This is a genomic window from Pseudodesulfovibrio sp. (assembly GCF_028692895.1).
Classification (GTDB): domain Bacteria; phylum Desulfobacterota; class Desulfovibrionia; order Desulfovibrionales; family Desulfovibrionaceae; genus Pseudodesulfovibrio.
Window position 1 is genome coordinate 1 of sequence record NZ_JAQUWN010000048.1, and the last position, 26,655, is coordinate 26,655.

20 protein-coding genes are annotated in these 26,655 nt (G+C 65.2%); 12 read left to right on the top strand and 8 right to left on the bottom strand.

Going from position 1 to position 26,655, the window contains the following annotated elements; all coding sequences use genetic code 11:
- Nucleotides 1-2: 2 nt before the first annotated feature.
- Genes PHP91_RS12000 through dgt form a run of 4 tightly spaced genes read left to right on the top strand, consistent with a single transcriptional unit; the run spans nucleotide 3 to nucleotide 4,792 of the window.
- Nucleotides 3-1,052, top strand: coding sequence for an ABC transporter permease (locus PHP91_RS12000; protein ID WP_300140858.1), 1,050 nt, complete (start codon nucleotides 3-5; stop codon nucleotides 1,050-1,052).
- Nucleotides 1,053-1,058: 6 nt separating this feature from the next.
- The gene (locus PHP91_RS12005; protein ID WP_300140860.1) at nucleotides 1,059-1,976 is read left to right on the top strand and encodes an ABC transporter permease; all 918 of its coding nucleotides are present in this window, start codon (nucleotides 1,059-1,061) and stop codon (nucleotides 1,974-1,976) included.
- A 3-nt stretch (nucleotides 1,977-1,979) separates the two neighbouring features.
- On the top strand, nucleotides 1,980-3,518 hold the full coding sequence (locus PHP91_RS12010) for an ABC transporter ATP-binding protein (protein WP_300140862.1): 1,539 nt from the start codon (nucleotides 1,980-1,982) through the stop codon (nucleotides 3,516-3,518).
- Nucleotides 3,515-4,792: a dGTP triphosphohydrolase gene (gene dgt / locus PHP91_RS12015; protein WP_300140864.1), complete on the top strand. Its 1,278-nt coding sequence runs from the start codon at nucleotides 3,515-3,517 to the stop codon at nucleotides 4,790-4,792. Before PHP91_RS12010 ends, dgt begins: the two co-directional genes overlap by 4 nt.
- On the opposite strand, the gene PHP91_RS12020 is transcribed toward dgt, so the two are convergent.
- From PHP91_RS12020 to PHP91_RS12040, 5 genes are all read right to left on the bottom strand, one after another.
- Nucleotides 4,706-5,599: an amidohydrolase family protein gene (locus PHP91_RS12020; protein WP_300140866.1), complete on the bottom strand. Its 894-nt coding sequence runs from the start codon at nucleotides 5,597-5,599 to the stop codon at nucleotides 4,706-4,708. The genes dgt and PHP91_RS12020 overlap by 87 nt on opposite strands.
- 84 nt (nucleotides 5,600-5,683) lie before the next feature.
- Nucleotides 5,684-6,109: a thioesterase family protein gene (locus tag PHP91_RS12025; protein ID WP_300140868.1), complete on the bottom strand. Its 426-nt coding sequence runs from the start codon at nucleotides 6,107-6,109 to the stop codon at nucleotides 5,684-5,686.
- A complete protein-coding gene (locus tag PHP91_RS12030) occupies nucleotides 6,109-7,302 on the bottom strand; it encodes a cofactor-independent phosphoglycerate mutase (protein ID WP_300140870.1) in 1,194 nt (397 codons plus the stop codon). Before PHP91_RS12030 ends, PHP91_RS12025 begins: the two co-directional genes overlap by 1 nt.
- 13 nt (nucleotides 7,303-7,315) lie before the next feature.
- Nucleotides 7,316-8,611 carry a homoserine dehydrogenase gene (locus tag PHP91_RS12035; protein WP_300140872.1) on the bottom strand — a complete coding sequence of 432 codons (1,296 nt, stop codon included), beginning with the start codon at nucleotides 8,609-8,611 and terminating at the stop codon, nucleotides 7,316-7,318.
- Between the two features lie 2 nt (nucleotides 8,612-8,613).
- Complete coding sequence (locus tag PHP91_RS12040; RefSeq protein ID WP_300140874.1) at nucleotides 8,614-9,825, bottom strand: aminotransferase class I/II-fold pyridoxal phosphate-dependent enzyme; 1,212 nt, start codon at nucleotides 9,823-9,825, stop codon at nucleotides 8,614-8,616.
- Between the two features lie 217 nt (nucleotides 9,826-10,042).
- Here PHP91_RS12040 and PHP91_RS12045 point away from each other — a divergent pair, with 217 nt between their 5' ends.
- From PHP91_RS12045 to ettA, 7 genes are all read left to right on the top strand, one after another.
- On the top strand, nucleotides 10,043-10,966 hold the full coding sequence (locus tag PHP91_RS12045; protein WP_300140876.1) for a branched-chain amino acid transaminase: 924 nt from the start codon (nucleotides 10,043-10,045) through the stop codon (nucleotides 10,964-10,966).
- Between the two features lie 128 nt (nucleotides 10,967-11,094).
- A complete protein-coding gene (gene dnaX / locus PHP91_RS12050) occupies nucleotides 11,095-13,086 on the top strand; it encodes a DNA polymerase III subunit gamma/tau (RefSeq protein WP_300140878.1) in 1,992 nt (663 codons plus the stop codon).
- A 32-nt stretch (nucleotides 13,087-13,118) separates the two neighbouring features.
- A complete protein-coding gene (locus PHP91_RS12055; RefSeq protein WP_300140880.1) occupies nucleotides 13,119-13,430 on the top strand; it encodes a YbaB/EbfC family nucleoid-associated protein in 312 nt (103 codons plus the stop codon).
- Between the two features lie 9 nt (nucleotides 13,431-13,439).
- On the top strand, nucleotides 13,440-14,045 hold the full coding sequence (recR, locus tag PHP91_RS12060; protein ID WP_300140882.1) for a recombination mediator RecR: 606 nt from the start codon (nucleotides 13,440-13,442) through the stop codon (nucleotides 14,043-14,045).
- A gap of 19 nt (nucleotides 14,046-14,064) precedes the next feature.
- Nucleotides 14,065-16,272 carry an ATP-dependent RecD-like DNA helicase gene (locus PHP91_RS12065; RefSeq protein WP_300140884.1) on the top strand — a complete coding sequence of 736 codons (2,208 nt, stop codon included), beginning with the start codon at nucleotides 14,065-14,067 and terminating at the stop codon, nucleotides 16,270-16,272.
- A 131-nt stretch (nucleotides 16,273-16,403) separates the two neighbouring features.
- On the top strand, nucleotides 16,404-16,910 hold the full coding sequence (locus tag PHP91_RS12070) for a ferritin (RefSeq protein ID WP_300140886.1): 507 nt from the start codon (nucleotides 16,404-16,406) through the stop codon (nucleotides 16,908-16,910).
- A gap of 163 nt (nucleotides 16,911-17,073) precedes the next feature.
- Complete coding sequence (gene ettA / locus PHP91_RS12075) at nucleotides 17,074-18,756, top strand: energy-dependent translational throttle protein EttA (RefSeq protein WP_300140889.1); 1,683 nt, start codon at nucleotides 17,074-17,076, stop codon at nucleotides 18,754-18,756.
- A gap of 57 nt (nucleotides 18,757-18,813) precedes the next feature.
- Here ettA and PHP91_RS12080 read toward each other — a convergent pair whose 3' ends face one another.
- The 3 genes from PHP91_RS12080 to PHP91_RS12090 form a co-directional block, all read right to left on the bottom strand.
- Nucleotides 18,814-21,048, bottom strand: a complete 2,235-nt coding sequence (locus PHP91_RS12080; protein ID WP_300140891.1) for a GGDEF domain-containing protein — start codon at nucleotides 21,046-21,048, stop codon at nucleotides 18,814-18,816.
- 247 nt (nucleotides 21,049-21,295) lie between these two features.
- Complete coding sequence (locus PHP91_RS12085; RefSeq protein WP_300140893.1) at nucleotides 21,296-23,542, bottom strand: carboxyl transferase domain-containing protein; 2,247 nt, start codon at nucleotides 23,540-23,542, stop codon at nucleotides 21,296-21,298.
- Between the two features lie 11 nt (nucleotides 23,543-23,553).
- Nucleotides 23,554-24,972: a biotin carboxylase N-terminal domain-containing protein gene (locus PHP91_RS12090; RefSeq protein ID WP_300140895.1), complete on the bottom strand. Its 1,419-nt coding sequence runs from the start codon at nucleotides 24,970-24,972 to the stop codon at nucleotides 23,554-23,556.
- Between the two features lie 246 nt (nucleotides 24,973-25,218).
- On the opposite strand from PHP91_RS12090, the gene PHP91_RS12095 reads away from it, so the two are divergent.
- Nucleotides 25,219-26,481, top strand: a complete 1,263-nt coding sequence (locus PHP91_RS12095) for an FAD-dependent oxidoreductase (RefSeq protein ID WP_300140897.1) — start codon at nucleotides 25,219-25,221, stop codon at nucleotides 26,479-26,481.
- Nucleotides 26,482-26,655: the final 174 nt, after the last annotated feature.

The following is a 26,655-nucleotide window of genomic DNA, read 5'->3' on the forward strand; positions in this document are numbered from 1 at the left end:
CGATCCGAAAAAGAGATGAACCCTGGAAGTGGGGCGCCCTGGTCATATTCCTGGGCGCCCTGCTCTTTTCCCTGGGCGTCAGCGCGCTGCTCCTCAAGGGGCAGGGCAAGGACGCCCTGCCCGGGCTGGCCATCCTTTGGGACGGCAGCTTCGGCCACTTATGGGCCCTTGAGGGGGCGCTGCTCAAGGCCATTCCCCTGTTCCTCTGCTCCCTGGGCGTGGCCGTGGCCTTCCGCATGCAGATCTGGAACATCGGCGCGGAAGGGCAGTTCGCCCTGGGGGCCATCGGCGCGACCTGGGCGGCCCTGACCTTTCCCGGTCTGCCCCGGGCGGTCCTGCTGCCCCTCATGTTCCTCATGGCATTTCTCTGTGGCGCGGTCTGGGCGCTCATCCCGGCCGTGCTCAAGCTGAGGCTCAGGGTCAACGAGATCATCTCCACCCTGATGCTCAACTACATCGCCATCCTGCTCCTCGAATACCTGGTCTTCGGCGTGTGGAAGGACCCGACCAGCTTCGGTTTCCCCATGACCCGCGAGTTTCCCGAGGCCGCGATCATCCCCCACATCGGGGGCTCCAAGGTCCACTGGGGCCTCGCCTTCTGCGCGGCCGTGGGTGTGGGGCTGTGGGCCTTCATGCGCTACACCCGGCTCGGGTTCGAGCTCAAGGCCAGCGGCGAGGGCGCGCGCGTGGCCCGCTACGCCAAGATCCGCTACGGTTTCCTGGTCATGTTCGTCATGTGCCTGTCCGGCGGGTTCGCCGGGTGGGCCGGGTGCATCGAGACCTCGGCCGTGCTCAACCGCTTGCAGCCGAGCCTGATGGTCGGCTACGGCTACACGGCCATCGTGGTGGCCTGGCTGGCGCGGCTGGAGCCGCTCAACATCGCCTTCGCCTCCTTCCTCCTGGCCGCCCTGCGGGTCGGGGTCGAGAACCTTCAACTGGAACTTCAGATTCCGGCGGCCTTCGGTTCGATCATGGAGGCCCTGATCCTGCTCACGGTCCTGGCCGGGCAGTTCTTCCTGACCTATACCATCGAACGCAAGCGCGGGGCATAGCCGACCATGTGGGAATTCCTGATACCGCTCTTCGCCGCCACCGTGCAGTCCGGCACCCCCGTGCTCTACGCCACCCTGGGCGAGATGATGACCGAGAAGGGCGGGGTCCTGAACCTCGGCGTGGAAGGCATGATGGCCGTCTCCGCCCTGGCGGCCTTCGTGGTCAGCCAGGCCACGGGCTCGCCCTGGCTCGGCTTCCTGGCCGGGGGCGCGGCGGGCATGGCCATGGGCGCGCTGCACGGCTTCGTCTGCATCACCTGCCTGGGCAACCAGGTGGTCTCGGGCCTGGCCCTGACCATCCTCGGCCTGGGGCTGACCAATTTCCTGGGCGTGCCCTACGTCGGCCTGCGCGCGCCCGGCTTCGACCCGGTGGCCGTGCCGCTCCTTTCGTCCGTTCCCGGCCTGGGCCAGGTCTTCTTCGACCACGACGTCCTGATCTACATTTCCTTTGTCCTGCCCGTGCTGTTCTGGTTCTTCTTCCGCCGCACGCGGCTCGGGCTGCACGTCACGGCCACGGGCGAGATGCCCGGCGCGGCGGCCGCCGCCGGGCTGCGGCCCATCGCCCTGCGCTATTTCGCCGTGATCGCGGGCGGCTTTCTCATCGGCCTGGGCGGGGCGTACCTCTCGCTGGCCTACACCCACCTGTGGACCAACGGGCTCTCGGGCGGGCGGGGCTGGATCGCCGTGGCCCTGGTCATCTTCGCCTTCTGGCGGCCGGGCAGGGCTGTGGCGGGAGCCTATCTCTTCGGCGGGGTCATGGCTTTCCAGCTCCGGCTCCAGGCCATGGGCACCAACCTGCCGTCGTCGCTGCTGCTGATGCTGCCCTACGCGCTGACCATCCTGGTCCTGATCCTTTCCGCCTGGCGCGGCCGCAGGGTGGAAGGCCCGGCGGCGCTCGGCACCAACATCGAGCCGGAGGGCTAGGCCGTGGCGGAATTCTCCTTCGCCCGCCCCTCCGGGTTCCGGCCCCTGCCCGAGGGCGCGAAGCCCGTGGTCTCCCTGCGCGGCGTGACCAAGCGGTTCGGCAAGGTGGTGGCCAACGACGGCATTGAGCTCGACATCTACCCCGGCCGGATCAAGGCCCTGCTGGGCGAGAACGGCGCGGGCAAGTCCACCATGATGTCCATGCTCGCCGGGCGGTACAAGCCCGACGAGGGGGCCATCGAGGTGGACGGCGTCCCCGTGACCTTCGGCTCCTCCAAGGACGCCATCCGGGCGGGCATCGGCATGGTCTACCAGCACTTCATGCTCGTGGAGTCCATGACCGTGGCCGAGAACGTCCTGCTGGGCCAGGAGGGGGGCTTCTTCGTCAAGCCGCGCGAGATGGAGCGGCGCGTGGGCGAGCTGGCCGGGACCTACGGCATGGAGATCGACCCGGCCGCAAGGGTCTGCGACCTGTCCATGGGCGAGAAGCAGGTGGTGGAGATCCTCAAGCTGCTCTACCGCGAGAGCCGCATCCTGATTTTCGACGAGCCCACGGCCGTGCTCACCCCGGACGAGACCAACCGGCTCTTCAAGGCGCTGTGGCGCATGACCGAGCAGGGCAAGGCCATCATCTTCATCAGCCACAAGCTGGAGGAGGTCATCGCCCTGGCCGACGAGATCGCCATCCTGCGGCGCGGCCGCATCGAGGGCGAGCTGGACCCGTCGTGCATCGAGTCCAAGGCGGACCTCGCCTCGCGCATGGTGGGCAAGGAGGTGCTGCTGGAGGTGGACCGCGAGCCCGCCGAGATCGGCGACCCGGTCCTGGAGGTGCGCAACCTGACCGGCCTGGGGCTCACGGACGTGAATTTCGAGGTGCGCAAGGGCGAGGTCGTGGCCATGGTCGGCGTGGCTGGCAACGGCCAGAAGGCGCTGGTGGAGGCCGTCACCGGCCTGGTCAAGCCGCCGCTCGACACCGTGTTCATCATGGGCCAGCCGTGGCGCAAGTTCTTTGCCGAATCCACCTGGAACCGATCCATGTGCTACATCCCCGAGGACCGGCTGGGACTGGCCACGCTGCGCAACCTGAACCTGGTGGACAACCTGCTCCTGACCACGCGCAAGGGGTTCACGCGCAAGGGCGTGCTCCTGGACAAGAAACGGGCCGAGCGCAACACCCGCCGCCTGGTGGAGGAGTACGACATCCGGCCGGGCCGCATCCACGCCCTGGCCTGGCAGCTTTCGGGCGGCAACCTGCAAAAGGCCGTGCTGGCGCGTGAGCTCTACCGCCAGCCGCGCTTCATCGTGGCCGAGCAGCCCACCCAGGGGCTCGATGTCTCGGCCACCGAGGAGGTCTGGCGTCGGCTGCTGGCCGCGCGCGAGATGGCGGGCGTGCTCCTGGTCACCGGCGATCTGAACGAGGCCCTGCAACTGGCCGACCGCATCGCGGTCATCTACCGGGGCCGCATCCTGGGCATGCTGCCCACGGCCGACGACGACACGCCGGGCCGCATCGGGCCGCTCATGGCCGGAGTCGTGGAATGAAGAACGAGTTCTACACCGATTTCGACATGGAGCCCTTCGGGGCCGGGCAGTTGCGCCATGAAAAGGGGCGCACCCCCTTTGAGCAGGACCGGGACCGGATCATCTATTCCCCCGCGTTCCGGCGGCTCCAGTCCAAGACCCAGGTCTTCCTCTCCGGCGAGTTCGACTTCTACCGGACCCGGCTGACCCATTCCATCGAGGTCTCACAGATCGGCCGGTCCATCGTCAACCACCTGAACCGCACCTCGGACGCACTGAACGACGGCTTCCACATCGACCAGGACCTGGTGGAGTCCGTGTGCCTGGCCCACGACATCGGCCATCCCTCCTTCGGCCATGCGGGCGAGCAGGTGCTGAACAAGCTGATGCGGGGCCCGGCGGGAGGGTTCGAGGGCAACGCCCAGAACCTGCGGATTCTGGTGGACCTCTTCTACCGCGATCAGGCGACGTGGTCGGGCATGAAGCCCACCCGCGCCTTCCTGGACGGCATGCTCAAGTACAAGGTGCTGTACGCGGATTCCGCCAAGAAAAAAAACCACTTTCTCTACGATTCCCAACGGCCCATCCTGGATTTCGTCAGCCCGGACACGCCGTTCGCCGACGCGTTCCCCGACGAGGACGCGCTCAACGGTTTCAAGTCCCTTGAATGCCGGATCATGGACTGGGCCGACGACATCGCCTACTCGGTGCACGACCTGGACGACGGCATCCGCGCCGGGTTCATCACGGTCAAGAAGCTGAGCAACTGGCTGGACGGGCAGGGCGACGGCCTGGAGCCGGTCCAGCGCGCCTTTGTCGGGGAGCTGCGCGCGGCCATCCTGAACGACGGCTTCAGCAAGTTCCTGGCGCAACTCATCGGGGAGTTCATTCACGCCACAAGCCTGGCCGGCCGCGAGAACTTCCTGAGCGCGCGGAGCAACCGTTACCTTTACGACATCGCGGTGGAGCCGGAAATGAAGGCGAAGTGCGCCGTGATGCAGCGCGTGGCCGTCGATCTGGTATTCCGCACGCCGCAGGTGCAGCAGTTGGAATTCAAGGGCGGCCGCATCCTGCGCGGCCTCTTCGAATTGCTGGAAGGGGAGTACGTGGGCGTGGACAGGTTCGCGCACCAGCTCCTGCCCGCCCATTACCACGCCCGGCTGGCCGGGCTGGGCGACGACGGGCGTCGCCGCGTGCTTTGCGACTATCTATCCGGCATGACCGACGGGTTCGTGGTCCGTACCTACAAGCGGCTTTTCGACCCGGATTTCGGCTCCATCATCGACCTGATCTGACGGCTTCCGTCCCTCCCCGCCCGTGAGCAGCCGGACGGCGTTGCCGCCCAGGATGCGCTCCATGGTCGCGTCCGGCAGGTTCAGGGTGCGTTCCAGCCGTTCGCGCTCGACCGCCGGGTCATAGAGCGGGTAGTCGCTGCCGAAGAGCAGCCGTTCGGTGCCGAAGGCGTTGACCAGCTTTCGGAACATATCCGCGTCCATGAAGTCCATGGAGCTCGACGAGTCGATGTAGACCTCGGTGTCGGCCAGGTGCTCCAGGGCGAAGTCCCACTGGTGCAGTCCGCCCATGTGGGCCGCGATCATCGGGGTATCGGGAAAGGCCTTGTGCAGGGCCGCCATCTTGCGCGGGCAGGAGGGGTTCTGGTCGGGCGGCAGCTCGTCGCCGACGTGAAACAGGCAGATGAAGCGGTTTCTGGCCATCTCCAGCATGTCGAACATGCCGGGATCATCCATGCGGAATCCCTGAAAATCCGGGTGAAATTTGAGACCCTTGACGCCCTCGCGCTCCAGGCGGTCGAACTCGGCTTCCAGCCGGTCGAATCCGGGGTGGGCCGTGCCGAAGGGGATGCAGTTGGGGCAGGTCTTCTTGATCTGGACAGCCCAGTTGTTGGCCGGGATGACCTGGGACGGGTCGGTGGCCGCGGTGAGGACCACGGCGCGGTCGAGCCCGGCGCGGGCGATGCGGTTTTGCAGATCCTCAAGCTCGCCCGTGCCCACCGGGGCGATGGAATAGTGGTTTTCCAGCTGGGCCACGGCCTTGTGCGCGATCTTGGGATGGAACGCATGCGTGTGAATGTCGATGAACATGCGTTTGAGTCTGCCAGAACAAACACCACGTGTAAACAGATGTTCGATTGACAAAAAAAATTAGTTGGACTATTCTATACAGTTTTAATCGGCTTCAAAAAGGGACTTGAGCCAGTCTGGGACGCGGACGGGTTTGCCGTCCGGGCCCACCGAGGCGTGTTCGGTCATGCCGGTGGCGTGCAGGACGGTGCGGTCCTTGTTCCAGACCTCGTAGGCGAAGCGGATGGAGACGCGTTTCCATTCGCTGATGCCGGTCAGGACGTGGATTTCGTCGTCGAACCGGACCGGGGCGCGATAGCGGCAGGACGCCTCGCGCACGGGCAGGATGATGCCGCGCCGCTCCACCTCGGCGTAGCTCATGCCGTGCCCGCGGATGAAGAAACTGCGCGCCCGCTCGAAGATATGCAGGTATTCCGCATAGTAGAGCACTCCCATGGTGTCCGTCTCGCCATAAGAGACGAAGTGGTCGTAGCAGGAGGTGTGGGCGGGCAGTTCGGAGCGCGGGGCCATTACTTGAGCCCCAGGAGCTTGAGGGCGTGGGGGAGCAGTTCGAAGCCGTTGTCCAGCGCGAGGCCGGTGGACGCGGCCGTGGCCTCGGTGAAGGCGGCCAGGCCGGACGGCGCGCAGCCGGGCCCGTTGATCAGGAAGGGCACGGCGTCCCGGGTGTGGGTCCGTTCCTTGATGGGCGTGAAATGGTCGCAGGTGACGAGGAAGGCCGCGTCCCTGCCCTCCATGGCCTTGCGCAGCGGGGCCACGATGCGGGCGTCGAACCGGGAGATGGCCTCGGCCTTCTGGGCCGCGTCGCCGCCGTGGCCGCACTCGTCCGGCCCCTCCAGGTGGACGAAGACGAAGTCGTGGTCCTCCAGGTAGTTGACGGCGGCCTCGACCTTGCCCTCGTAGTTGGTCTCGATGAGCCCGGTGGCTCCCTCCACGTTGATGACGTCCATGCCCGAGGCGTTGCCCAGCCCCTTGATGAGGTCCACGGCCGATATGACCGCGCCCCGCAACCCGAAGGTTTCGCGAAAGTCGGGCAGGATGAGCGGACGGCCCTGGCCCCAGGGCCAGATGGAGTTGGCCTTGCTCGGGTTGACGTCCCGGTTGTCCAGGACCTCCTTGGCTTCGAAGAGCAGGTCCCATAGCGGGGTGCTCTTCGAATAGGCGCGCAGGTCGAGCTTGATGGGCTTGTCCGTGATGTCGTGGGGAGGATTGATGTGCAGCCGCGCCTCGTCGCTCTCGGCCCCGTGCCGCTGCACCAGCAGGTGGCGGTACTGCACGCCGGGCACGAAGGTGAATTCGTCGTTGCCGAGCCGCTGCTGGAGGGTTTCGACGATGGGCCGGGAGACCTCGGTGGGGATGTGGCCCGACGAATAGTCGCGCATGTACCCGTCGATGTTCAACTGGGAGACCGTGACCAGGTTGAGCCGCCAGACCAGGTCGTCCGGGTCGAGCTCAAGCCCTTGTGCCGCTGCCTCGATGGGCCCGCGCCCGGTGTGGTATCTGGCCGGGTCGAAGCCGAGCAGGGCCATGTTGGCCACGTCCGAGCCGGGCGGCATGGTGTCGGGCACGGTGCGGGCCAGGCCCGCGACGCCGGTGCGCGCCAGTTCGTCCATGTTCGGGGTCGTGGCGGCCTCCATGCAGGTCCGGCCTTCCAGTTCGCCGGGCCAGCCGCCCATGCCGTCGGCAATGAGATAGAGTATTTTCATCCGGGATTTCCGGTTAGAGGATTCGGAACTGCACGCAGGGCTTGACCGCGAAGTCCATGGCGTTGACTTCCGCGATCATGGCCTCCATGTCCTTGGCCCGTGTCTCGTGGCTGATCATGACCAGGGGGATGCCCTCGGCCCCGGCTTCTCCCTTCTGAACGGCCTGGGCGATGGAGATGCCGTGATCGGCCATGGACCGGGTGATGGCGGCCATGACGCCGGTGCGGTCGGCCACGGTGAAGCGGAGATAGTAGCTCGACTTGGACTGCTCCGGCGGCACGATGTCCGCCCGGCCAAGCGGCCGGTTGCCGAAGCCGGTGTTGTCCGGCGCCTCGCAGGAGCCCAGGCGGCGGCCAAGGTTCATGATGTCCGCCAGCACGGCGCTGCCCGTGGGCAGGTCGCCCGCGCCCTGGCCGTGGAGCATGATCGGTCCCACCGCGTTGCCCTCCAGGCGGACGGCGTTGTAGTTGCCGCCAACCCGGGCCAGCAGGTAGGTGTAGGGCACCAGGGCGGGGTGCACCCCGGCCTCCAGCCGCCCGTCTTTTTCGACCACGTGGGCCAGCAGCTTGATGCGGTAGCCGAACTCGCGGGCGAACTCGATGTCCATGGGCGTCACCGACGTGATGCCCTGAACCGGGATTTCGGACAGGGGATAGTCCACGCCGTAGGCCATGCGGATGAGCACGCACAGCTTGTGGGCCGTGTCCAGCCCCTCGATGTCGAAGGTCGGGTCGGCCTCGGCGTAGCCGAGCTCCTGGGCGGCCTTGAGCGCCGAGGCGAAGTCCATGCCCTTGGTGGTCATTTCGGACAGGATGTAGTTGGCCGTGCCGTTCATGATCCCGAGCAGGTTGGTGATGCGGTCACCGGCCAGGCTCTCCTTGAGGGTCTGGACCACCGGGATGCCGCCCGCGCAACTGGCCTCGAACATGAGCCCAACGCCGCTTGCGGAGGCCGCCTCGAACAGTTCCAGGCCGTGTTCGGCCAGGAGGTGCTTGTTGGCGGTGACCACATGCTTGCCCGCCTTGAAGGCGTCGAGGATGAGCCGTCGGGCCGTATCCAGCCCGCCCATGAGCTCCACCACGATGTCGACGTCCGGGTCGTTAACCAGGGCTGCCGGGTCGTCGGTGAAGGTCGCGGCCGGGCCGGGATCGAAGGCCCGCTTCTTTTGCAGGTCGCGGACGAGCACGGACCGGATCTCGATGGACCGGCCGAGGCGGGCCTCGATGCGGTCCGCGTTCATGGCGAGGATTTTCGCCAGGCCCGAGCCGACGGTGCCGAAACCGGCGAGTCCGAGTCTGATGGCGTTCATTCCTACCCCTTGGCGAAGAATTTTCGCAGGTTGCGCACGGCCTGGTTCGTGCGGTGGCGGTTTTCCACGAAGCTGAAGCGGACGTGGTCGTCGCCGTATTCGCCGAATCCCAGGCCGGGGGAGACGGCCACTTCGGCCTCCTGGAGGAGCATCTTGGCGAATTCCACCGAGCCCATCTGCCTGAACTGCTCGGGGATGGGAGCCCAGAGGAACATGGTCGCCTTGGGCGGGGTCACTTCCCAGCCGATGCGGTTCAGGCCTTCGCACAGGGCGTCGCGCCGGTCGCAGTATACGGCCATGATGTCCTTGACCGCCTGGTCCATGTCGTCCTTGGTGAACTTGGGCTCGGGGTCGAGGTCGCCGTTCAGTGCGCAGGCGGCCGCGATCTGGATGGGCTGGTAGATGCCGTAGTCCAGGTAGCTCTTGATGCGGGTCAGGGCCTGGACGATCTCCGGGTTGCCCACGCAGAAGCCCACGCGCATGCCCGCCATGGAGTAGCTCTTGGTCATGGAGAAGAACTCCACGCCTACTTCCTTGGCGCCGTCGGCCTGCATGAAGCTCGGGGCCTGGTAGCCGTCGAAGACGAAGTCCGCGTAGGCGAAGTCGTGCAGGACGTAGAGGCCGTGCTCCTTGGCGAAGTCCACGATGCGCTGGAAGAACTCGATGTCCACCACCTGGGTGGTCGGGTTGTGCGGAAAGTTGATGATCAGGACCTTGGGCTTGGGCCAGGTGTGCCGGATGGCGGTCTCCAGGTTCTGGAAGAAGTCCTGGCCCGGCCCGATGGGCACGCGGCGCACATCGGCCCCCGCGATGATGGAGGCGTAAGGGTGGATGGGGTAGGCCGGGTCCGGGGCGAGGACGACGTCGCCGGGGCTGAGCATGGCCAGGGCCAGGTGGGCCAGGCCTTCCTTCGCGCCCATGGTCACGCAGACCTCCTGGTCCATGTCCAGGGAGACGTCGTAGCGGCGGTAGTACCAGTCGCGCACGGCCTTGCGCAGGCCCTTGATGCCCTTGGATGCCGAATACTTGGAGTTGCCTGCCTTGTAGACTGCGTCCGCCAGCTTGTCGAGGATGGGCTTGGGGGTGGGCACATCGGGGTTGCCCATGCCCAGGTCGATGATGTCCGCGCCCGCGTGGCGCATCTTCATCTTGAGCTCGTTTACCTGGGCGAAAACGTAGGGGGGCAGTCTATCAACTCTCGCAAATTTCGACATGATCAAAACTCCTAAGTATTATGAGTGCAAGCCCAATTTTCTTACGCGCGCGTCTGTCCGGTGTCAAAATGAATTTGGTGCCCGGCAAGGGCCGCACGGGTCTTTGAGGCGAGGAGTCGATCCGTCTTGACCTTGCCGGATGTTTTTCATAGCGTCCTTTATTCAAGGAACAAGAAGGGACGGCTGCGGCCGTATAAATATGTAAGGAGACATTCTCATGGTTCAGAAATCCGAAACCATCTGGTTCGACGGCAAACAGGTTCCCTGGGACGAGGCCAACGTGCACGTCCTGACACACGCCCTGCATTACGCAACGGCGGTTTTCGAGGGGATTCGCGCCTACGCGTGCGCAGATGGTTCCTCCGAGGTCTTCCGGCTCCAGGAGCACATGGTCCGCCTGGTCGATTCGGCCAAGATTCTCGGCATCAAGATGCCCTACACCGCCGACGAGATGGTCGACGCCACCATCGAAACCCTCAAGCGCAACAAGTTGCCGGGCGCGTACGTCCGTCCGCTGGTCTTCGTGGGCGACGGCGCCATGGGCGTCTATCCCGGCAACAACCCGACCCGCGTCATCATCGCCTGCTGGCCCTGGGGCGCCTATCTGGGCGAGGAAGCCCTGGAGAAGGGCATCAACGTCCGGTGCAGCAGCTTCAGCCGCCACCACGTCAACGTCATGATGGTCAAGGCCAAGGCCTCGGGCAACTACGTCAACTCCGTGCTGGCCAAGAACGAGGCCATCGCCGACGGCTACGACGAGGCCGTCCTGCTCGACACCACCGGCCACGTTTCCGAGGGCACCGGCGAGAACATCTTCCTGGTGCGCAACGACGTCATCTACACCCCGCACTTGGACGGCGTCCTGGGCGGCCTGACCCGCGACTCCATCATCACCCTGGCGGGCGACCTGGGATACGAGGTGCGCGAGGAGCCCATCGCCCGCGACATGCTCTACATCGCCGACGAGGTCTTCTTCACCGGCACCGCCGCCGAGCTGACGCCCATCAGCTCCGTGGACCGGCGTCCCATCGGAACCGGCCAGGCCGGCCCGGTGGCCAAGACCCTCCAGGCCGAGTTCTTCAAGATCGTCAAGGGCGAGAACCCGGATTACGAGCACTGGCTCCACCGCTATCACGTTTAATGAAAGTCTAGAAAGTCTCGGCATCATCTGCTACGAATGGGGAAATCCGGCGCGGACCGTCGGATTTCCCCTTTTTTCATCAGGCATGGCGGGGAACGGTCGTCCGCGCCCCAGCTTCAGGTGTACCCATGAGCACATCCAATCTCACGGCGAAATACCGGCCGCAGACCTTTGCCGACGTGGCCGGGCAGGACGCCATCAAGTCGATCCTCTCCCGGGCCGCCGCCCAGGACAAGGTGGCTCCGGCCTACCTCTTCTCCGGCACTCGGGGCGTGGGCAAGACGACCATCGCCCGCATCTTCGCCAAGGCGCTCAACTGTGTGAACGCCCCCACGGCCGAACCGTGCAACCAGTGCCCCAACTGCCGACAGATCACGGCGGGCGTGGCCGTGGACGTCATCGAGATCGACGGCGCGTCCAACCGCGGCATCGACGACGCGCGCCGGCTCAAGGAGGACATCGGCTACGCCCCTGTGGAGTGCCGCTACAAGGTGTTCATCATCGACGAGGCGCACATGCTCACCAAGGAGGCGTTCAACGCGCTGCTCAAGACCCTGGAGGAGCCGCCGCCGCGCGCCACGTTCATCATGGCCACCACCGAGCCGCACAAGTTCCCGCCCACCATCATCAGCCGCTGCCAGCATTACATCTTCAAGATGCTGCCCCAGGCCGAGCTGGTGGCGCACCTGGAAAACATCATGAACCGCGAGGGGCTCGCCTTCGAGCCGGGCGCGCTCCAGATCATCGCCAAGCGCGGCGCGGGCAGCGTGCGCGACTCCATGTCGCTCCTGGGCCAGGCCCTGGCCATGGGTTCGGAGACGCTGAAGGAGGCGGACGTCCGTTCCTTCCTGGGGCTGGCGGGCCAGGACGTGTTCTTCCACCTGATGGAAGCCATGCACGACCGCAAGCTGGTTGAGGTCGGCAAGGTCCTGCGCCAGGTGCTGGACCAGGGGCTGGACCTCGGCTTTTTCCTGCGCGAGCTGACGAGCTGCTGGCGCAATATGTTCCTGCTCCGGCAGGCGGGAGAGGAGGCGCTGCCCCTGCTCGGCCTGTCCGGCGAGGAGGCCAGGGGGTGGATGGACTGGGCCGGAAAGTTCGATCCGGCGCATATCCACGCCTGCTGGCAGATGACCCTGGACGGCCAGAAAAAGGTCATGACCAGCCTGGAGCCCGCGTTGGCCCTGGAGCTGCTCCTGCTCAACCTGACCAGCCTGCCGGACCTCATCAGCCTGGAGAAGGTGGGGCAGGGGAGCGCCCCGGCCGCACCGTCGCGCCAGGCTCCGCCCCGCCAGGCGCCGCCCCGTCCGGGCGGATCGGGCCAGGGAGGGCAGGGGGCCCCGCCCCGATCGGGCGGCGGCCCGTCCGCGCCTCCCGGCGGCGGATACAGCCCGCCGGGCGGACGCCGTTTCGCCCCGCCCAGGCCGTCGGCCCAGGCCGCGCAGCCGGACCCCCCGTCCGCGCCCGCCGACGACGCTCCGCCGCCTTGGGACGAACGCCCCGAACCCGTTTCCCTGAGGGAGGAGCCGCCGGTCCCTTTCGATGAACCCGGCGCGGACCGACCCATGCCCGCCGCGTCGGTGGAGAACGTGGGCCCGTCCGAGGCCACGCCCGTGGCCGAGAGCCGGATCGACGCGCCGGAACCGGCCGAAGCCCGGACCTCCGGGCCAGGCGATGCGGCTTTCCCCGCCCCCGAACCCGACGCGCCGGAAACCGCCGGGCCGGCCCCCGAGGCGTCCGCGCCGGCCGCCTCTGTTCCCGTCGGCCCCCGCGACTGGCCGGGGTTTCTCGATTTCGTGGCCGAGCGCAACGGGCAGTCCGGCGTCAACTCGACGCGGCTGCGCACCAACTCGGGCGAGTTCGCCGAAAACACGCTCACGATCACCTGCGCCGCCCGGGTGCAATGCCAGTATCTCACCGGAGACGCGGTGAATTCCTCGCTCAAGCGGCTGGCCAGGGAATACTTCGGCCCGACGGTTGATGTTGCCGTGGAAACAGGCGATATTGCCGTGCTCAAATCGGGCAGGCAGTTGCAGGCGGAGGCCGAGAACCATCCGGGCGTGCAGAAGGTCATCGAGATCTTCGGAGCGCAGTTGACCTCGGTCAATTCCCGCAATTCGTAACAAAAACAATAAGCAGACCCAGGAGATACGACATGAAAGGCATGAACGAGATGCTGCGCCAGGCGCAGGTCATGCAGCGCAAGATGACCCAGAAGCAGGAAGAACTGAAGGGCATGGAGGTCGAGGCCTCCAGCGGCGGCGGCATGGTCACGGTCAAGGCCACCGGCGCGCAGGAGATCGTCTCCGTGGTCATCGAGCCGTCCGTGATGGAGTCCGGCGACGTGGAGATGTTGCAGGACCTGGTCCTGACCGCGGCCAACGAGGCCCTCAAGAAGGCCAAGGAGCTGATGGAGAAAGAGCTCGCCTCGGTCACCGGCGGACTGAACATCCCCGGCCTGTTCTAGGAGCCGTCCTTGCAGAACCTTCCCGGCCCCTTGAAGGACGTGGTCGAGCAGCTTTCCGCGCTGCCCGGCATCGGCCCCAAGTCCGCCCTGCGCATGGCCCTGACCCTGCTCAAGATGACCAGGGAGCGGGCCAACGCGGTGGGCCAGTCCATCCTCGACCTGCGCGAGAACCTCTGCCTGTGCGAGGAATGCGCCTGTCTGGCCGAATCCAGCCCCTGCGCCATCTGCGCCGACCCCGGCCGCGAGGCGGACCAGCTCTGCCTGGTGCCCGAGTGGGACGCGCTCCTGGCCATGGAGGACATGGGCGTGTACCGGGGGCGCTATCTGGTGCTCGGCGGGCTGCTCTCGCCCCTGGAGGGCGTCCAGCCCGGCCACCTGGAGATCGACCGGCTGCGCCGCCATCTCGGCTCCGGCCGGGTGCGCGAGCTGATCCTGGCCCTGGGCGCGACGCTGGACGCCGAGTCCACGGCCTCCTACGTCAAGAATCTGGTGGAGTCCGAGTTCCCCGAGGTCGCCGTCACCCGGCTGGCCCAGGGCATCCCCATCGGCGCGGAAGTGAAGTTCATGGACCGGGAGACCCTCAAGCAGTCCCTGGTCCATCGGCAAAAGGTCTGATCCGGGCCGCATCCAAGGCATGAACGACGAACTGTCCCATCTCAACGGCGCGGAAGTCCTCTCCCTCATCTATCACAACAAGGAGAACGGCTACGCCATCGCCCGCGTGCGGGTGAAGGACGAGCCGGGCCAGATTTCCATTGTCGGCACCCTTGGCGAGCTGGTGGCCGGGTCCACCCTGGACCTGACCGGGCGGTGGACCGTGCATCCCAAGTTCGGGCGGCAGTTCGAGGTCTCCACCTTCGAGGAGGCCAGGCCCGCCACGGAAAACGGGGTCATCCGCTTCCTCCAGTCGTCCATCAAGGGAGTGGGGGAGAAGACCGCCACCGTCCTGGTGGAGCGGTTCGGCGTGGGCGTCCTGGACATCCTGGACGACGACCCCGAGCAGCTCCTCTCGGTCAAGGGCATCTCCCCGAAGAAGCTCGTGGACATCGTGGAGTCCTGGGGCCGCCAGCGGGAGATCAAGAACCTGCTGGTCTTCCTCCAGACCCATGGCGTGCCCACCACCTTCGCCGGGAAAATCTTCCACCTTTACGGCGCGCAGGCCGAGAAGAAGTTGCGCGACAACCCCTACGACCTGGCCTACGAGATCCGGGGCGTGGGTTTCCGCACGGCCGACGCCATGGCCATGAAGCTCGGCTTCGCCCCGGACTGCGCCCAGCGACTGGAGGCGGCCCTGGCCTACCAGCTCTTCAGCGACTGCGAGCGGGCCGGGCACCTCTTTGTGCCCAAGGACGTCCTGCTCGGCGAAGTGGCCCGCATGCTCGACACCACGGACTACGACAAGCTGGAGCTGGCCCTGTTCTCGCTGGAGGAGAAGAAGCGCGTCCGCATGGAGGACCTGCCGGAGCAGGGCGTGGACGCCGCCGTCTACCTGATCCATTTCTACCATTTCGAAAACGAGATTTCCCAGCGGCTCTACCAGTTGGTCAGCCATCCCTCGCCCGTGAGCCGCAAGAAGATCGACAAGACCCTGCCCCTGGTGGAGGACAAGCTCGGCTTCAAGCTCTCGGACGAGCAGCGCGAGGCCGTGTTCAACGCGTGCAGCAACAAGATGTTCATCATCACCGGCGGGCCGGGCACGGGCAAGACCACCATCACCAAGGCCATCACCCTGACGCTGCGCGAGCTGGGCCTCAAGATCAAGCAGGCCGCGCCCACGGGCCGGGCGGCCAAACGGCTGGCCGAGGCCACCGGCTTCTCCGCCCAGACCGTGCACCGGCTCCTCCAGTTCCAGCCCGACGGCGGGTTCAACTACTGCGAGGACCAGAAGCTCAAGGCCGACGTGCTGGTCATCGACGAGGCGAGCATGGTGGACGCCCACCTCTTCGTCTCCATCCTGCGCGCCCTGCCCCACACCTGCCGCCTCATCCTGGTGGGCGACGTCAACCAACTGCCCAGCGTGGGCCCCGGCAACATTCTGGGCGACCTCCTGGACTCCCACCGCATCCCCTGCGCCGTGCTCACCCGCATCTTCCGCCAGGCCCAGGAGAGCTTCATCGTGGTCAACGCCCACCGCATCAACAGCGGCCAGTTCCCGCGTCAGCACCCGTGCCCGCCGCCCGAGGCCGACTTCTACTGGATTCCCCAGGACGACACCTCCAAGGTGCAGAAGCTCATCCTCGACAGCGTGTGCGAGCGCATTCCCGAGCGCTACAACCTCGACCCCCTGCGCGACATCCAGGTCCTGACCCCCATGCACAAGGGCGAGGTGGGCACCCAGGCCCTCAACGTCGCCCTCCAGGATCGGCTCAATCCGTCCCGGCCGGGCGTGCGCGAGATCAAACGAAAGTTCAACACCTTCCGCGAGGGCGACCGGGTCATCCAGATGAAGAACAACTACGACAAGGAAGTCTTCAACGGCGACCTGGGCTGGATCGTGGAGGCGGACCCGGCCGAGGCCGAGCTCATGGTGGAGTTCGACGGCAACCTCGTCCACTTCGAGGCGGCCGAGATGGACGAGCTGGCCCTGGCCTACGCCGTGAGCGTGCATAAATCCCAGGGCAGCGAGTATCCGGCCGTGGTCATGCCCATCGTCACCCAGCACTTTCTGCTCCTTCAGCGCAACCTGCTCTACACCGGCCTGACCCGCGCCCGAGAGCTGGCCGTGCTCATCGGCAGCGACCGCGCCTTCCGCCTCGGGCTGGAGAACGTCACGGCGGGCAAGCGCCGCACTCACCTGGCCCACCGGCTCCGGGCCATGTTCGACCAGCCCCGTCTTGTTTGATTCCCGCCCCTTGCCAAGCCGGCGGGAGTGGTTATCCTTGATACTTGCCGATCGGGGCGAACGTGTTGGATGGTTTCCACCCCGAAAGCGAATACCGGCCACAGGCTTCATAGCCGACCGAAGGAGACATCATGCTGAGCAAGAAAATGGAAGAAGCGCTCAATGAGCAACTGAACTGGGAGATCTACTCCGCGCATATCTATCTTTCCATGGCTTCCCATTTCACCCAGGTGGGGCTGAGCGGCTTCGCCAACTGGATGAACGTCCAGTATCAGGAGGAGATGTTCCACGCCATGCGGTTCTTCAATTTCATCAACAGCGCGGGCGGCCACGCCAAGCTGGGGCAGATCGATCAGCCGCAGCACGAGTGGAAAACCCCGCTGGCCGCCTTCGAGGACGCCCTGGAGCACGAGCGGGGCGTCACCGCGCGCATCAACAAGATCGCCGACCTGGCGGTCAAGGAGCGCGACCACGCCATCGGCATCTTCCTGCAGTGGTTCATCACCGAGCAGGTGGAGGAAGAGGAAAACGTGGGAGACATCGTCGGCAAGTTGAAGTTGGTCGGTGACGGCGGCGGGCTGTTCATGCTCGACCGCGACCTGGCCACCCGCGTGTTCACGCCCCCGACCATTGCGTAAGCGGAGGAGCAGGATGAATGCAAAGGCCGAAACCCCGGGTTTCGGCCTTTTTTCATGCCCGCCGTTGGTCGCCCCGGGGGAAACCGTTTTGTCGCTTTACAAAATGCAGCTTCTCTGCAATAGCCGGGCACAAGGATGAACCTTTGCGAGGTAGAAACGAGATATGAGCAATGATTCGGAAAAGATAATTTATTCCATGTACCAGGTGACCAAGCGTCACGGGCAGAAGGAAGTGCTCAAAAACATTTCCCTGTCCTACTTCTATGGCGCCAAGATCGGCGTGCTCGGCCTGAACGGCTCGGGCAAGAGCTCCCTGCTCAAGATCCTGGCGGGCGTGGACACCGGCTTCGAGGGCGAAATCCAGGTCAAGGCCGGGTACACCATCGGCTACCTGGAGCAGGAGCCCCTGGCCGACGAGAAGCGCACCGTGCGCGAGGTGGTCGAGGAGGGGCTGGGCGAGATCATGGAGATCGTCCGCGAATACAACGCCATCAACGAGAAGTTCGCCGAGCCCATGGAGCCCGAGGAGATGGACGCCCTGATCGAGCGCCAGGGCCAGGTCCAGGAGCTCATGGACGCCAAGGGCGGCTGGGACATCGACTCCAAGCTTGAGATGGCCATGGACTCCCTGCGCTGCCCGCCGGGCGACTCGCCCGTGCCGGTCATCTCCGGCGGCGAGCGCCGCCGCGTGGCCCTGTGCCGGTTGCTGCTCCAGGCCCCGGACATCCTGCTGCTGGACGAGCCCACCAACCACCTGGACGCGGACTCCGTGGCCTGGCTGGAAAAATTCCTGTCCACCTTCCCCGGCACGGTCATCGCCGTGACCCACGACCGCTACTTCCTGGATAACGTGGCCGGGTGGATTCTGGAGCTGGACCGCGGCCGGGGCATTCCCTGGAAGGGCAACTACTCCTCCTGGCTCGAACAAAAGGAGCAGCGGCTCAGCCGCGAGGGCAAGGCCGAGGCTGAGCGCCAGAAGACCCTGCAACGCGAGCTGGAGTGGATTCACATGTCGCCCAAGGGCCGCCGGGCCAAGGGCAAGGCGCGCATCAACGCCTACGAGGCCATGGTCAGCCACGAAAGCGAGCGCCTGGCGGACGATCTGCAAATCTACATTCCGCCGGGGCCGCACCTCGGCAAGCAGGTCGTGGTGGCCGAGAACGTCTCCAAGTCCATGGGCGACAAATTGCTCATGGAGAACATGAACTTCATCCTGCCGCCCAACGCCATCGTGGGCATCGTCGGCCCCAACGGAGCGGGCAAGTCCACGCTCTTCAAGATGATCGTGGGCGAGGAAACGCCCGACTCGGGCGCCGTGACCCTGGGCCAGACCGTCAAGCTGGCCTACGCGGACCAGAACCGCGCCTCCCTGGTGCCGGGCAAGACCGTGTACGAGGTCGTCAGCGGCGGAGCGGACTTCGTCAAGCTGGGCGACCGCGAGGTCAACGCCCGGGCCTACTGCTCGCGCTTCAACTTCGCGGGGCAGGACCAGCAGAAGCCGGTGGACGTCCTCTCCGGCGGCGAGCGCAACCGCGTGCACATGGCCCAGATGCTCAAGTCCGGGGCCAACGTGCTCCTGCTCGACGAGCCGACCAACGACCTGGACGTCAACACCATGCGCGCCCTGGAGGACGGCCTGGAGAACTTCGCGGGCTGCGTCCTGGTCATCAGCCACGACCGCTGGTTCCTGGACCGCATCGCCACCCACATCATCGCCTTCGAGGGCGACTCCGAGGTGGTCTTCCTGGAGGGCAACTACAGCGACTACGTGGACGATCGCAAGAAGCGGCTCGGCGTGGACGCGGAGCAGCCGCACCGGATCAAGTTCCGGCGGTTGACCCGGTAGGGACCTAAAATGTAAAGAGAAAGGCCCCGCGGCGTTCGTCGTGGGGCCTTTTTTCGTCTAGCAGGCCGCAGCCTCGGTTTCCTCTGAGCCAAGAGGTGGCCGCCGGTCCACGGCCACGGCGTTGCCGGGCTTGGACTTGGCGTACTTCTTGATGTGGGCGGCGCGTTCGCCGATCTCCATGAGCGAGCACTGGCCGCAGATGGAGATGACCCCAAGGGAGATGGAGACCAGCGGGTAGTAGCCCTCCTTGCCGTCCCGGCCGCGCGCCATGATCCAGCCGCTCTCGCGGTCCTCGGGGCAGTAGCAGTTCCGGACCAGTCGGCCGAAGCAGCGGATGACCGCCTTGGTGATGCGAGCCGTGGATTCCGGCGAGGTGATGAGCACGAAGTCGTCGCCGCCGATGTGGCAGAGGCGGGCGTCCTGGGGACCGTACTTGCGGGTGGCCCAGGACAGGATGTCGGCTGCCAGCTTGATGATGCCATCGCCGTTCTTGAATCCGTAGGTGTCGTTGTAGACCTTGAAGTTGTCCAGGTCGGCGTAGATGATGCTGAATATCCGCTTCTGCTGGATGCGGCTCTCCACCTCGCGCTCGATGGCCACGTTGCCGGGCAGGCCGGTGAGCGGATTGGTCCCCTTGGCCATTTCCACCTGGATCTTGGCCATGGCGTTGAGCAGACTTTGGACCGAAACCACGCCGTAGAGGTAGCCCTTGCGGGTGATGATGATGTCGTCGTAGGCCTTGAGCGGCTCGCGCTTCATGGCTTTGCGCGCGGCCTGCTCCACCGGGGTATCCACCTCGACGATGAGCGGGGCTGCGTCCATGACCGTCTCCACCGGCCGCTTGTAGAACAGGGCGATGCCGTATTGGGAGGAGAGTTGACGGTTCAGGTGGTACTCCATGACCAGCCCGCACGGGATTTCGTTGTCCGCGACCACTATGCAGGAGAACCTGCTGTTGTTCTTGAAGAACTCCTGGGCATCGGAGACCATGAAGTCCTTGGTGACGGCGTGTGGCGGCTGGGCCAGGTCGCCGATGGGCAGGGAACAGGTCACGGACCGGGAGGTGATGTCGGTCACGGATTGGAGCTCCCGGCACTCCTTGGTCAGGTCAGGCTTGGGCCGGGCCGGGCGCGCCAGGAAGAACCCCTGGCCGCAGTGCACGCCGATCTCCTTCAGGCAGATGGCCTGGGCCTTGCTTTCGATGCCCTCGGCGATAATCTGGGAGCCGATCTTGTCGGCGAAGGTTGTTGTCGTCTCCACCAGGGCGCGCTTGACCGGGTCCTTGTGGATGCCGGTGATCAGTGATTGGTCGAGCTTGATGTATTCCGGCCGCAGTTCGGCGATGGTGGTCAGGCCCGAGTATCCGGCCCCGGCGTCGTCCACCGCGATCTTGAAGCCCTGGCTGCGGTAGTGGTCCAGGGTGCGGTAGAAGAGGTCGAACTCCTGCACGCTGTGCCGCTCGGTGATTTCGAAGACGATGTTGTCCGGCGTGAGCCCGGCGCTCTCCATCAGTTGGAGCGTGTTGCCGGGGGTGAATTCGGGGTCGGCCATGGTCTTGGGGTTGATGTTCAGGAAGAGCTTCTGGTCATCCTGGATGGGCCCGAGGTTGCGGATGGCCGATTCGCGACAGATTTTTTCCAGGGCAAAGAGGCGGCCGAGCTGCTCGGCGGTGTCGAAGAGGATGATGGGCGAGCGAAAGGAGGATTCCCTCGGACCGCGGGCCAGGGCCTCCCAGCCGAGAATCTTGCCGGAGCGGAAGTCGAGGATGGGCTGGTAGTGGGTGGAGACCCTGTTCTGGTTGAGGATGGCGTTGAACCGCTCGGCGATGGAAAGCCGCTTCATGTCCAGCGGCATTCGGGTCATGCGCCGCGCCTCGTCCATGAAGGAGTCCAGGTAGTCGCCGCCGGAGGGGCGGCCGTCGCTCGGGATGGTGGCGTAGCCCATGCCCAGGTCGATGCCCAGGCCTGTCTGGCGGTACATGGTCTGCTTGAGCCCGTTCTGGGCCTTGATCTTGAATTCATAGGCCAGGTCGGCCGGGGAGGTTGTCTGCGGGGTGATGAAGGCGACCTCGCCGGGGCTGGTGACGAACACGTCCTTTTCCTTGGAATCGATGTCGCTGCTGACAGACTGCCGCAGGATTTCGCGCAGCTCGTGGACGAGTTGTTCGCTGAATCCCTGGCCGTACATCTCGCGCAGGATGTGGAAATCCTTGATGGAGATGAGAATCAGCGTGTAGTCGCAGGTCGGAATTCGGACGTCGTCCCTTCGCCTGGGGGACACTTCCATGTGCATGGGAGCCTCTTGGTGGTTGAAGATCCAATCTCGAATGTGACGGGCGAGTAGCGATCCGGTCATGCTGCGTTCCATGGTTATGAAGACGAGATAGTCCGTTTGTTGCTTCCCCTGGGTCTATGTACTCCGCGGATTTCCTGGGTTGTTACGGCCGTGCGACGGCAAGGTGGTAATTGGGTTGAGATGAAAAAAAGGGGGGCGGCCACCGAAGTGGCCGCCCCCCGCGTATCACCCCTGGGGTGATGGTTTAGCGATAGTAAAGGTTGCGCCCGCCGATGGTCAGCAGGGCGTGGTGCAGGTTCTTGCGGATGTCCTTGCGACTCCATACTCCCTGGATGTGCCCGCGCGACAGCGCCTTGAAGCAGTTGTGATAGTCCGGCGGAATCTCCAGGCCGGTGGTCTCCTTGATGACGCCGGGACCGGCGAAGCCCAGGCGGGAGGAGCGGACCGCGTACTGGTAGGGGGAGCACCCCAGGAACGAGGCCACGGGACCGGCGTAGGAGTTGGTGTCGTAAAGCACGATGTAGAGCCCGCCTTCCTCGATGTAGCGGCGCACGGCCATGGTGCAGCGGGGCATCTGGATCAGGCCGTTGACGCCCTCCTGGATGCGGATGCCCGCCGTGCCGTGGACGTAGGCCAGGAAGGGCTGGTGCTTGGTCTGGGCCAGCTCCAGGGCGCGGATGAACTTTTCGCCCTCGGCCGCTCCCACGCTGCCGCCCCGGAAGTTGGCCACCAGGGTGGCGCAGGTCAGGCGGATGCCCTCCAGGCTGGCGTTGAAGGTCAGGCAACTGCTCTGGAGGCCGGTCTTTTCCTTGGCGGCCGCCACGCGCTGCTCGAAGTTGGGGAATCCGGTGGGGTTGCCCGAGGCGATGTCGCGGTTGAACTCCCGCACCGAGTCCTTGTCGAAGATGTGGTGCAGATACCACTGGTATTCCATGGGGAAGTTGTAGCCGCAGTTGGGGCAGACCCCGGCGAAGTCGGTGTAGAGGTCGCGGGCCCAGATGTCCAGGCAGCCGCGCTTGTCCGCGTGGGGGCAGGTCACCTCGCGGTCGGCCAGGGCCTGCGGACTGACGTAGCCGGTGTCGCTCTCGATGACGTGCTTGTCCTCCTCGGCGCGCGAGAGGCCGGTCAGCTCCATCTCCTTGAGGCGGTCGCAGTTGGACTTGACCCCGAATTTCTTGAGGGTGCAGCGAAAGAGGGAGTCCACCTTGCCGGTGACCACATGGATCTCGTCCGTAGTCTCCTCGATGACCCTGGCGATGCCCTGCTTGAACGGCTTGATGAGCCCGTACTGGATCAGGGAGGCGGTGGAGGAGACGATGCCGGTGCTGGTGGCGGTCAGCTTGTCGAGGACGGTGCGGTTGTCCTTGTAGGCGTTCTGGGCCAGGCGGCGGTACTTGCGGTAGCGGCGGTTGACCAGCCGCTCTCGGGCCTTTTCGCTCAGGGACCAGCGGACGATGATGTCCGCGTTCTTGCTGAACAGGCGCAGGGCGGCCTTGCGCAGGAAGCGGATGCTGCGCACCGAGAGCGTGACCTCGTCGGTGGCGCGGACGACCTGGTCGCGCACCTGCTTGTAGAAGTCGAAGTGGTCGGCGCGCGCCCCCAGGGCCGGCTCCTGGATGATTTCGTCGATGTAGCCGTTCTTGAGGTTGTCCTGGGCGGTGATGCGCTGGGCCAGGGCGCAGGACTCGATGAGCTCGGCCGGGGCGCGCTCGCTGCCCTTGATGCGGCCCTCGATGGCGGCCGCGCCCTCGGGGGAGATGACCGAATAGTAGCCGTGGGAGAGCATGAGCCGCTTGTCGGCCATGCCGATGGCCTCGGCGCCGCCGGACCCGCCCTCGGAGAAGATGGCGATGATGGGCACGTCGAGCCCGGCCATCTCGTAGATGTTCTCGGCGATCTGCTGGGCCGCGCCGGGGAAATCCTCGATGGGATATGAGCCGGGCGTGTTCACGTAGGTGTGGATGGGAATCTGCTCCCTGGCCGCAACCTTCATGTATTTCAACGCCTTGCTGTTGCCCCAGGGCTTGATGGAGCCGCCGTTGCGGAACTCCTGGCCATGGCCCTTTTCCTGGCCCACGACCATGACCGGCTGGTTGATGATCCGCTTGCCCTTGCGCCGGGTGATGTAGGCGCGGGCAATGAGCATGCCGGGGTCGAGAGAGTGCTCGTCCTGGCCGCCGATCTCGGTGTAGTTGTCGTAGACGTTTTCCAGGATGTCCTTGAGGCAGACGCGCTGGGGGTGGCGGACGATGCGCACCTTGTCCATGGCCGTGAGCTGGGCGTCCATGGCCGTCTCCAGGGTGGAGAGGCGCTGGTCCAGGGACTCGATGGCCCGGATGGCCCGGTCCTCGCCCGCGTCCCGGTACTTTTCCGGAAAATCGGCGATCTCGTTGGCGAAGGCCTCCAGCTCGGGGCGGGGCTTGTTGCCGAAGATGTCGCGCGTATACTGGATGCGCGTCGACAGGGCGGAGAGTTTCTTTTCTATATTCATGTTACCGTCGGTTAGAATTCAAGCAACTTGGCCGTCTTTTCCACGAGGAACGGCACGTTGGACTTCATGGAGGCCCCGGATGAATCCGTGCCGTCCAGCTTCAGCTCCCGCAGGAATTGCAGGCCGCGCTCCTTGGCTTCGGAGAGGTCCTTGCCCCAGATGATGGCCAGGGCCAGGTTGGGGTCGTATTCGGTGGGAATCTGGTAGGCCCGGTCGCGCGGGACATGGGTGTGCACCTTGAGCCAGTCGTGGTCGGTCCAGCCCAGGGTCTCGATGCGGCCCACCCAGGGGGTGAAGCCGTTCTGCGTGTCCTCGGCGATGAGCCGGTATTCGATGCTGGTTCCGGCGAAGGTCACGTCTTCCTGGGTGTAGCCCAGCGGGTCGCCGAGGCCGATGCGGATCTGCTCCCGGATCAGGTTCACGCCCGTGTCGCCCCTGACGGCGGCGATGTCGGCCGAGACGCCGTTCTCCACCTGGATGCGGGTGTTGACCTCCATGAGGAACGGTTTGCCGTCCGGGGTGACGATCCACTCCCAGGTGCCCACGTTGTCGTAGCCGATCTCGCGGGCGATGGAGAGGGAGTATTCGGTGATGTTTTCGAGCAGCGCCTCGGAATCGAAGGCGTAGCGCAGACCGCTGGGCCAGAAGCCGGGCGCGACCTCGATGCGCTTTTGCAGGCCGGGGCTCTGGACCGAGCAGTTGCGGGTGCCGAAGTGGACCGGGTTGTTGCCGGACCGGTCGGACACGATCTGCACTTCCAGGTGGTTGAAGTCGAAGACGCGCTGCTCAATGAGCACGCCCTCGTCGTTGAAGGTGCGCAGGGAGTAGTTGCGGATGCGGCGGTAGGTCTGGCGGAAGCGGGCCATGTCCTCGCATTCGTCGATGCCCATGCCGCCGCCGCCCGCCGAGGCCTTGACCAGGACCACCGGCCGCTTGATGCCGAGCTTGTCCTGGAACTCGAAGAGGCTTTCGGCGATGGCCTCGGCCTCCATCTCGTCATAGATGGCGCGGTCCGAGCCGGGCACCGTGGGCACCTCCAGCTTGCGGGCCAGCCGCTTGGTGTTGATCTTGTCGCCCAGGTCGCGGATGACGCGCCAGGACGGGCCGATGAACTGCATGGGCCGGTCCCGCTCGGTCACGCGGCGGGCGAAACGGTAGTTTTCGGAAAAGAAACCGTAGCCGGGATGGATGGCCGTGGCCCCGGCCTGGGCGGCCACGGAGAGGATGTCCCCGGCGTCGAGGTAGTTCTGGATGCGGAACAGGGAGCTCTCGCCGCCGAGCTGGCGGGCCACGTCAACGTGGCCGGACTCCCTGTCCTCATGGGTGTAGAGGGCGACGAAGGGCAGGCCGAGCTCCGCACAGGCCTGCATGATGCGCACGGCGATCTCGCCCCGGTTGGCGATCAGTACTTTGTTTCCGTCTATGCTCACGGTGATTTCCGTCTCCTGGATTGCGATTTGAAGCTGATTTAAATAGCCCTTATTGCCCCGGAGCGCAAATTCTTTGGGGTGACGTTTTGTTGAACTATTTTGACATATTATCATTAAACTATCGTTTGAATTGATAGTTGTGGATTTTTGACGGGAAAATGGGTAGGTAATCACTCCCGTTTTCCAAAAGGGAAAGATGTTTTCAATATTGGCAACCGGCCAAATTTCGACTCGGGAGAGCTTGCTATGGATTACGTAATTGTCGGAAACGGCGTGTCCGCCATCGGCGCCATCGAGGGAATTCGCCAACACGACCGGGAAGGGCGCATCCTGGTCGTCAGCGACGAGGCCGTGCCCACCTACGGGCGGCCGCTGATCTCCTACTATCTTTCGGACAAGATCAAATTCGACACCCTGCCGTTCAGGCCGGAGTCCTTCTACAAGAAGAACAACGTCGAGATGCGGCTGGGCTCGCGCGTGCTCTCCGTGAACGCGGAGAAAAAGGCCATCACCCTGGACTGCGGGGACACCATCTCCTACGACAAGCTGCTCCTGGCCACGGGTGGCGCGCCGGTCAGGCCCGCCCTGCCGGGCATCGACGGCCCCGGCGTGCACAACTTCACCACCGTGGCCCATGCCGAGGCGCTCAAGGAGCTGGTGGACCGCGTGCAGCACGTCGTGGTCATCGGCGCGGGCCTCATCGCCCTCAAGGCGGCCGAGGGCTTTGCCGAGAAGGGCGTGCACGTCACGGTCGTGGTCCGCTCGCGCATCATGCGCGCCTATTTCGACGAGACGGCGGGCGACCTCATCGTCAGCCACCTGGAAAAGAACGGAATCCGCTTCATGCAGGGGACCAGCACCGAGGCCATCGTGCGCCACGGCGACGGGTCCATCAAGGGCGTGGAGACCGACCGGGGCTTCGTGGAGGCCGACGTGGTCATCGTGGCCGCGGGCGTGCGGCCCAACATGGGCCTGGCCGCCCAGGCCGGGCTGACCACCAACAAGGGCATCCGCGTGGACGACTACATGGCCACGAGCAATCCCGACATCTTCGCGGCGGGCGACGTGGCCGAGGCCAAGGATCTGCTCACCGGCGAATACACCGTCAGGCCCATCTGGCCCAACGCCTATTCCCAGGGCCGCTACGCCGGCCTGAACATGGCCGGGACGAACACCCCGTACACCGGCGGCCTGTCCATGAACTCCATCACCTACTACGGACTGCCCACCATCTCCGTGGGCGAGACATCCCAGGCGGACGAGGCGGGCGCGCAGACAGACATCTTCCTGGACGAGGAAAAGAGCGTCTACCGCAAGCTCATCTTCAAGGACGACAAGCTGGCCGGGTGCATCCTGATCGGCGACATCGACGGGGCCGGATTCTACACCAGCTTCATCAAGAACGGCTTCATTCTCGACGCCGAGGCCAGGAAGCGGCTCATGGAAGGGGACCCGTCCCCGGCCCTGTGGCCCGACGAGTTCATCGAGGCCATGCTCAACAATCCCTAGAGCTCGGCAGCAAACGACGGCATGGCGGGGCCGCTCCATCGGAGCGGCCCCGCTTTTTTTGCGCTCGCCCGGCGGATCGCCTCCCCCCCGAAAAAATATCGAACCATTTCGCAAGGAGGCTCATGACAAATGGATCATATTCGGATTATATGTCGCGGGACTGCAAACCCAAAG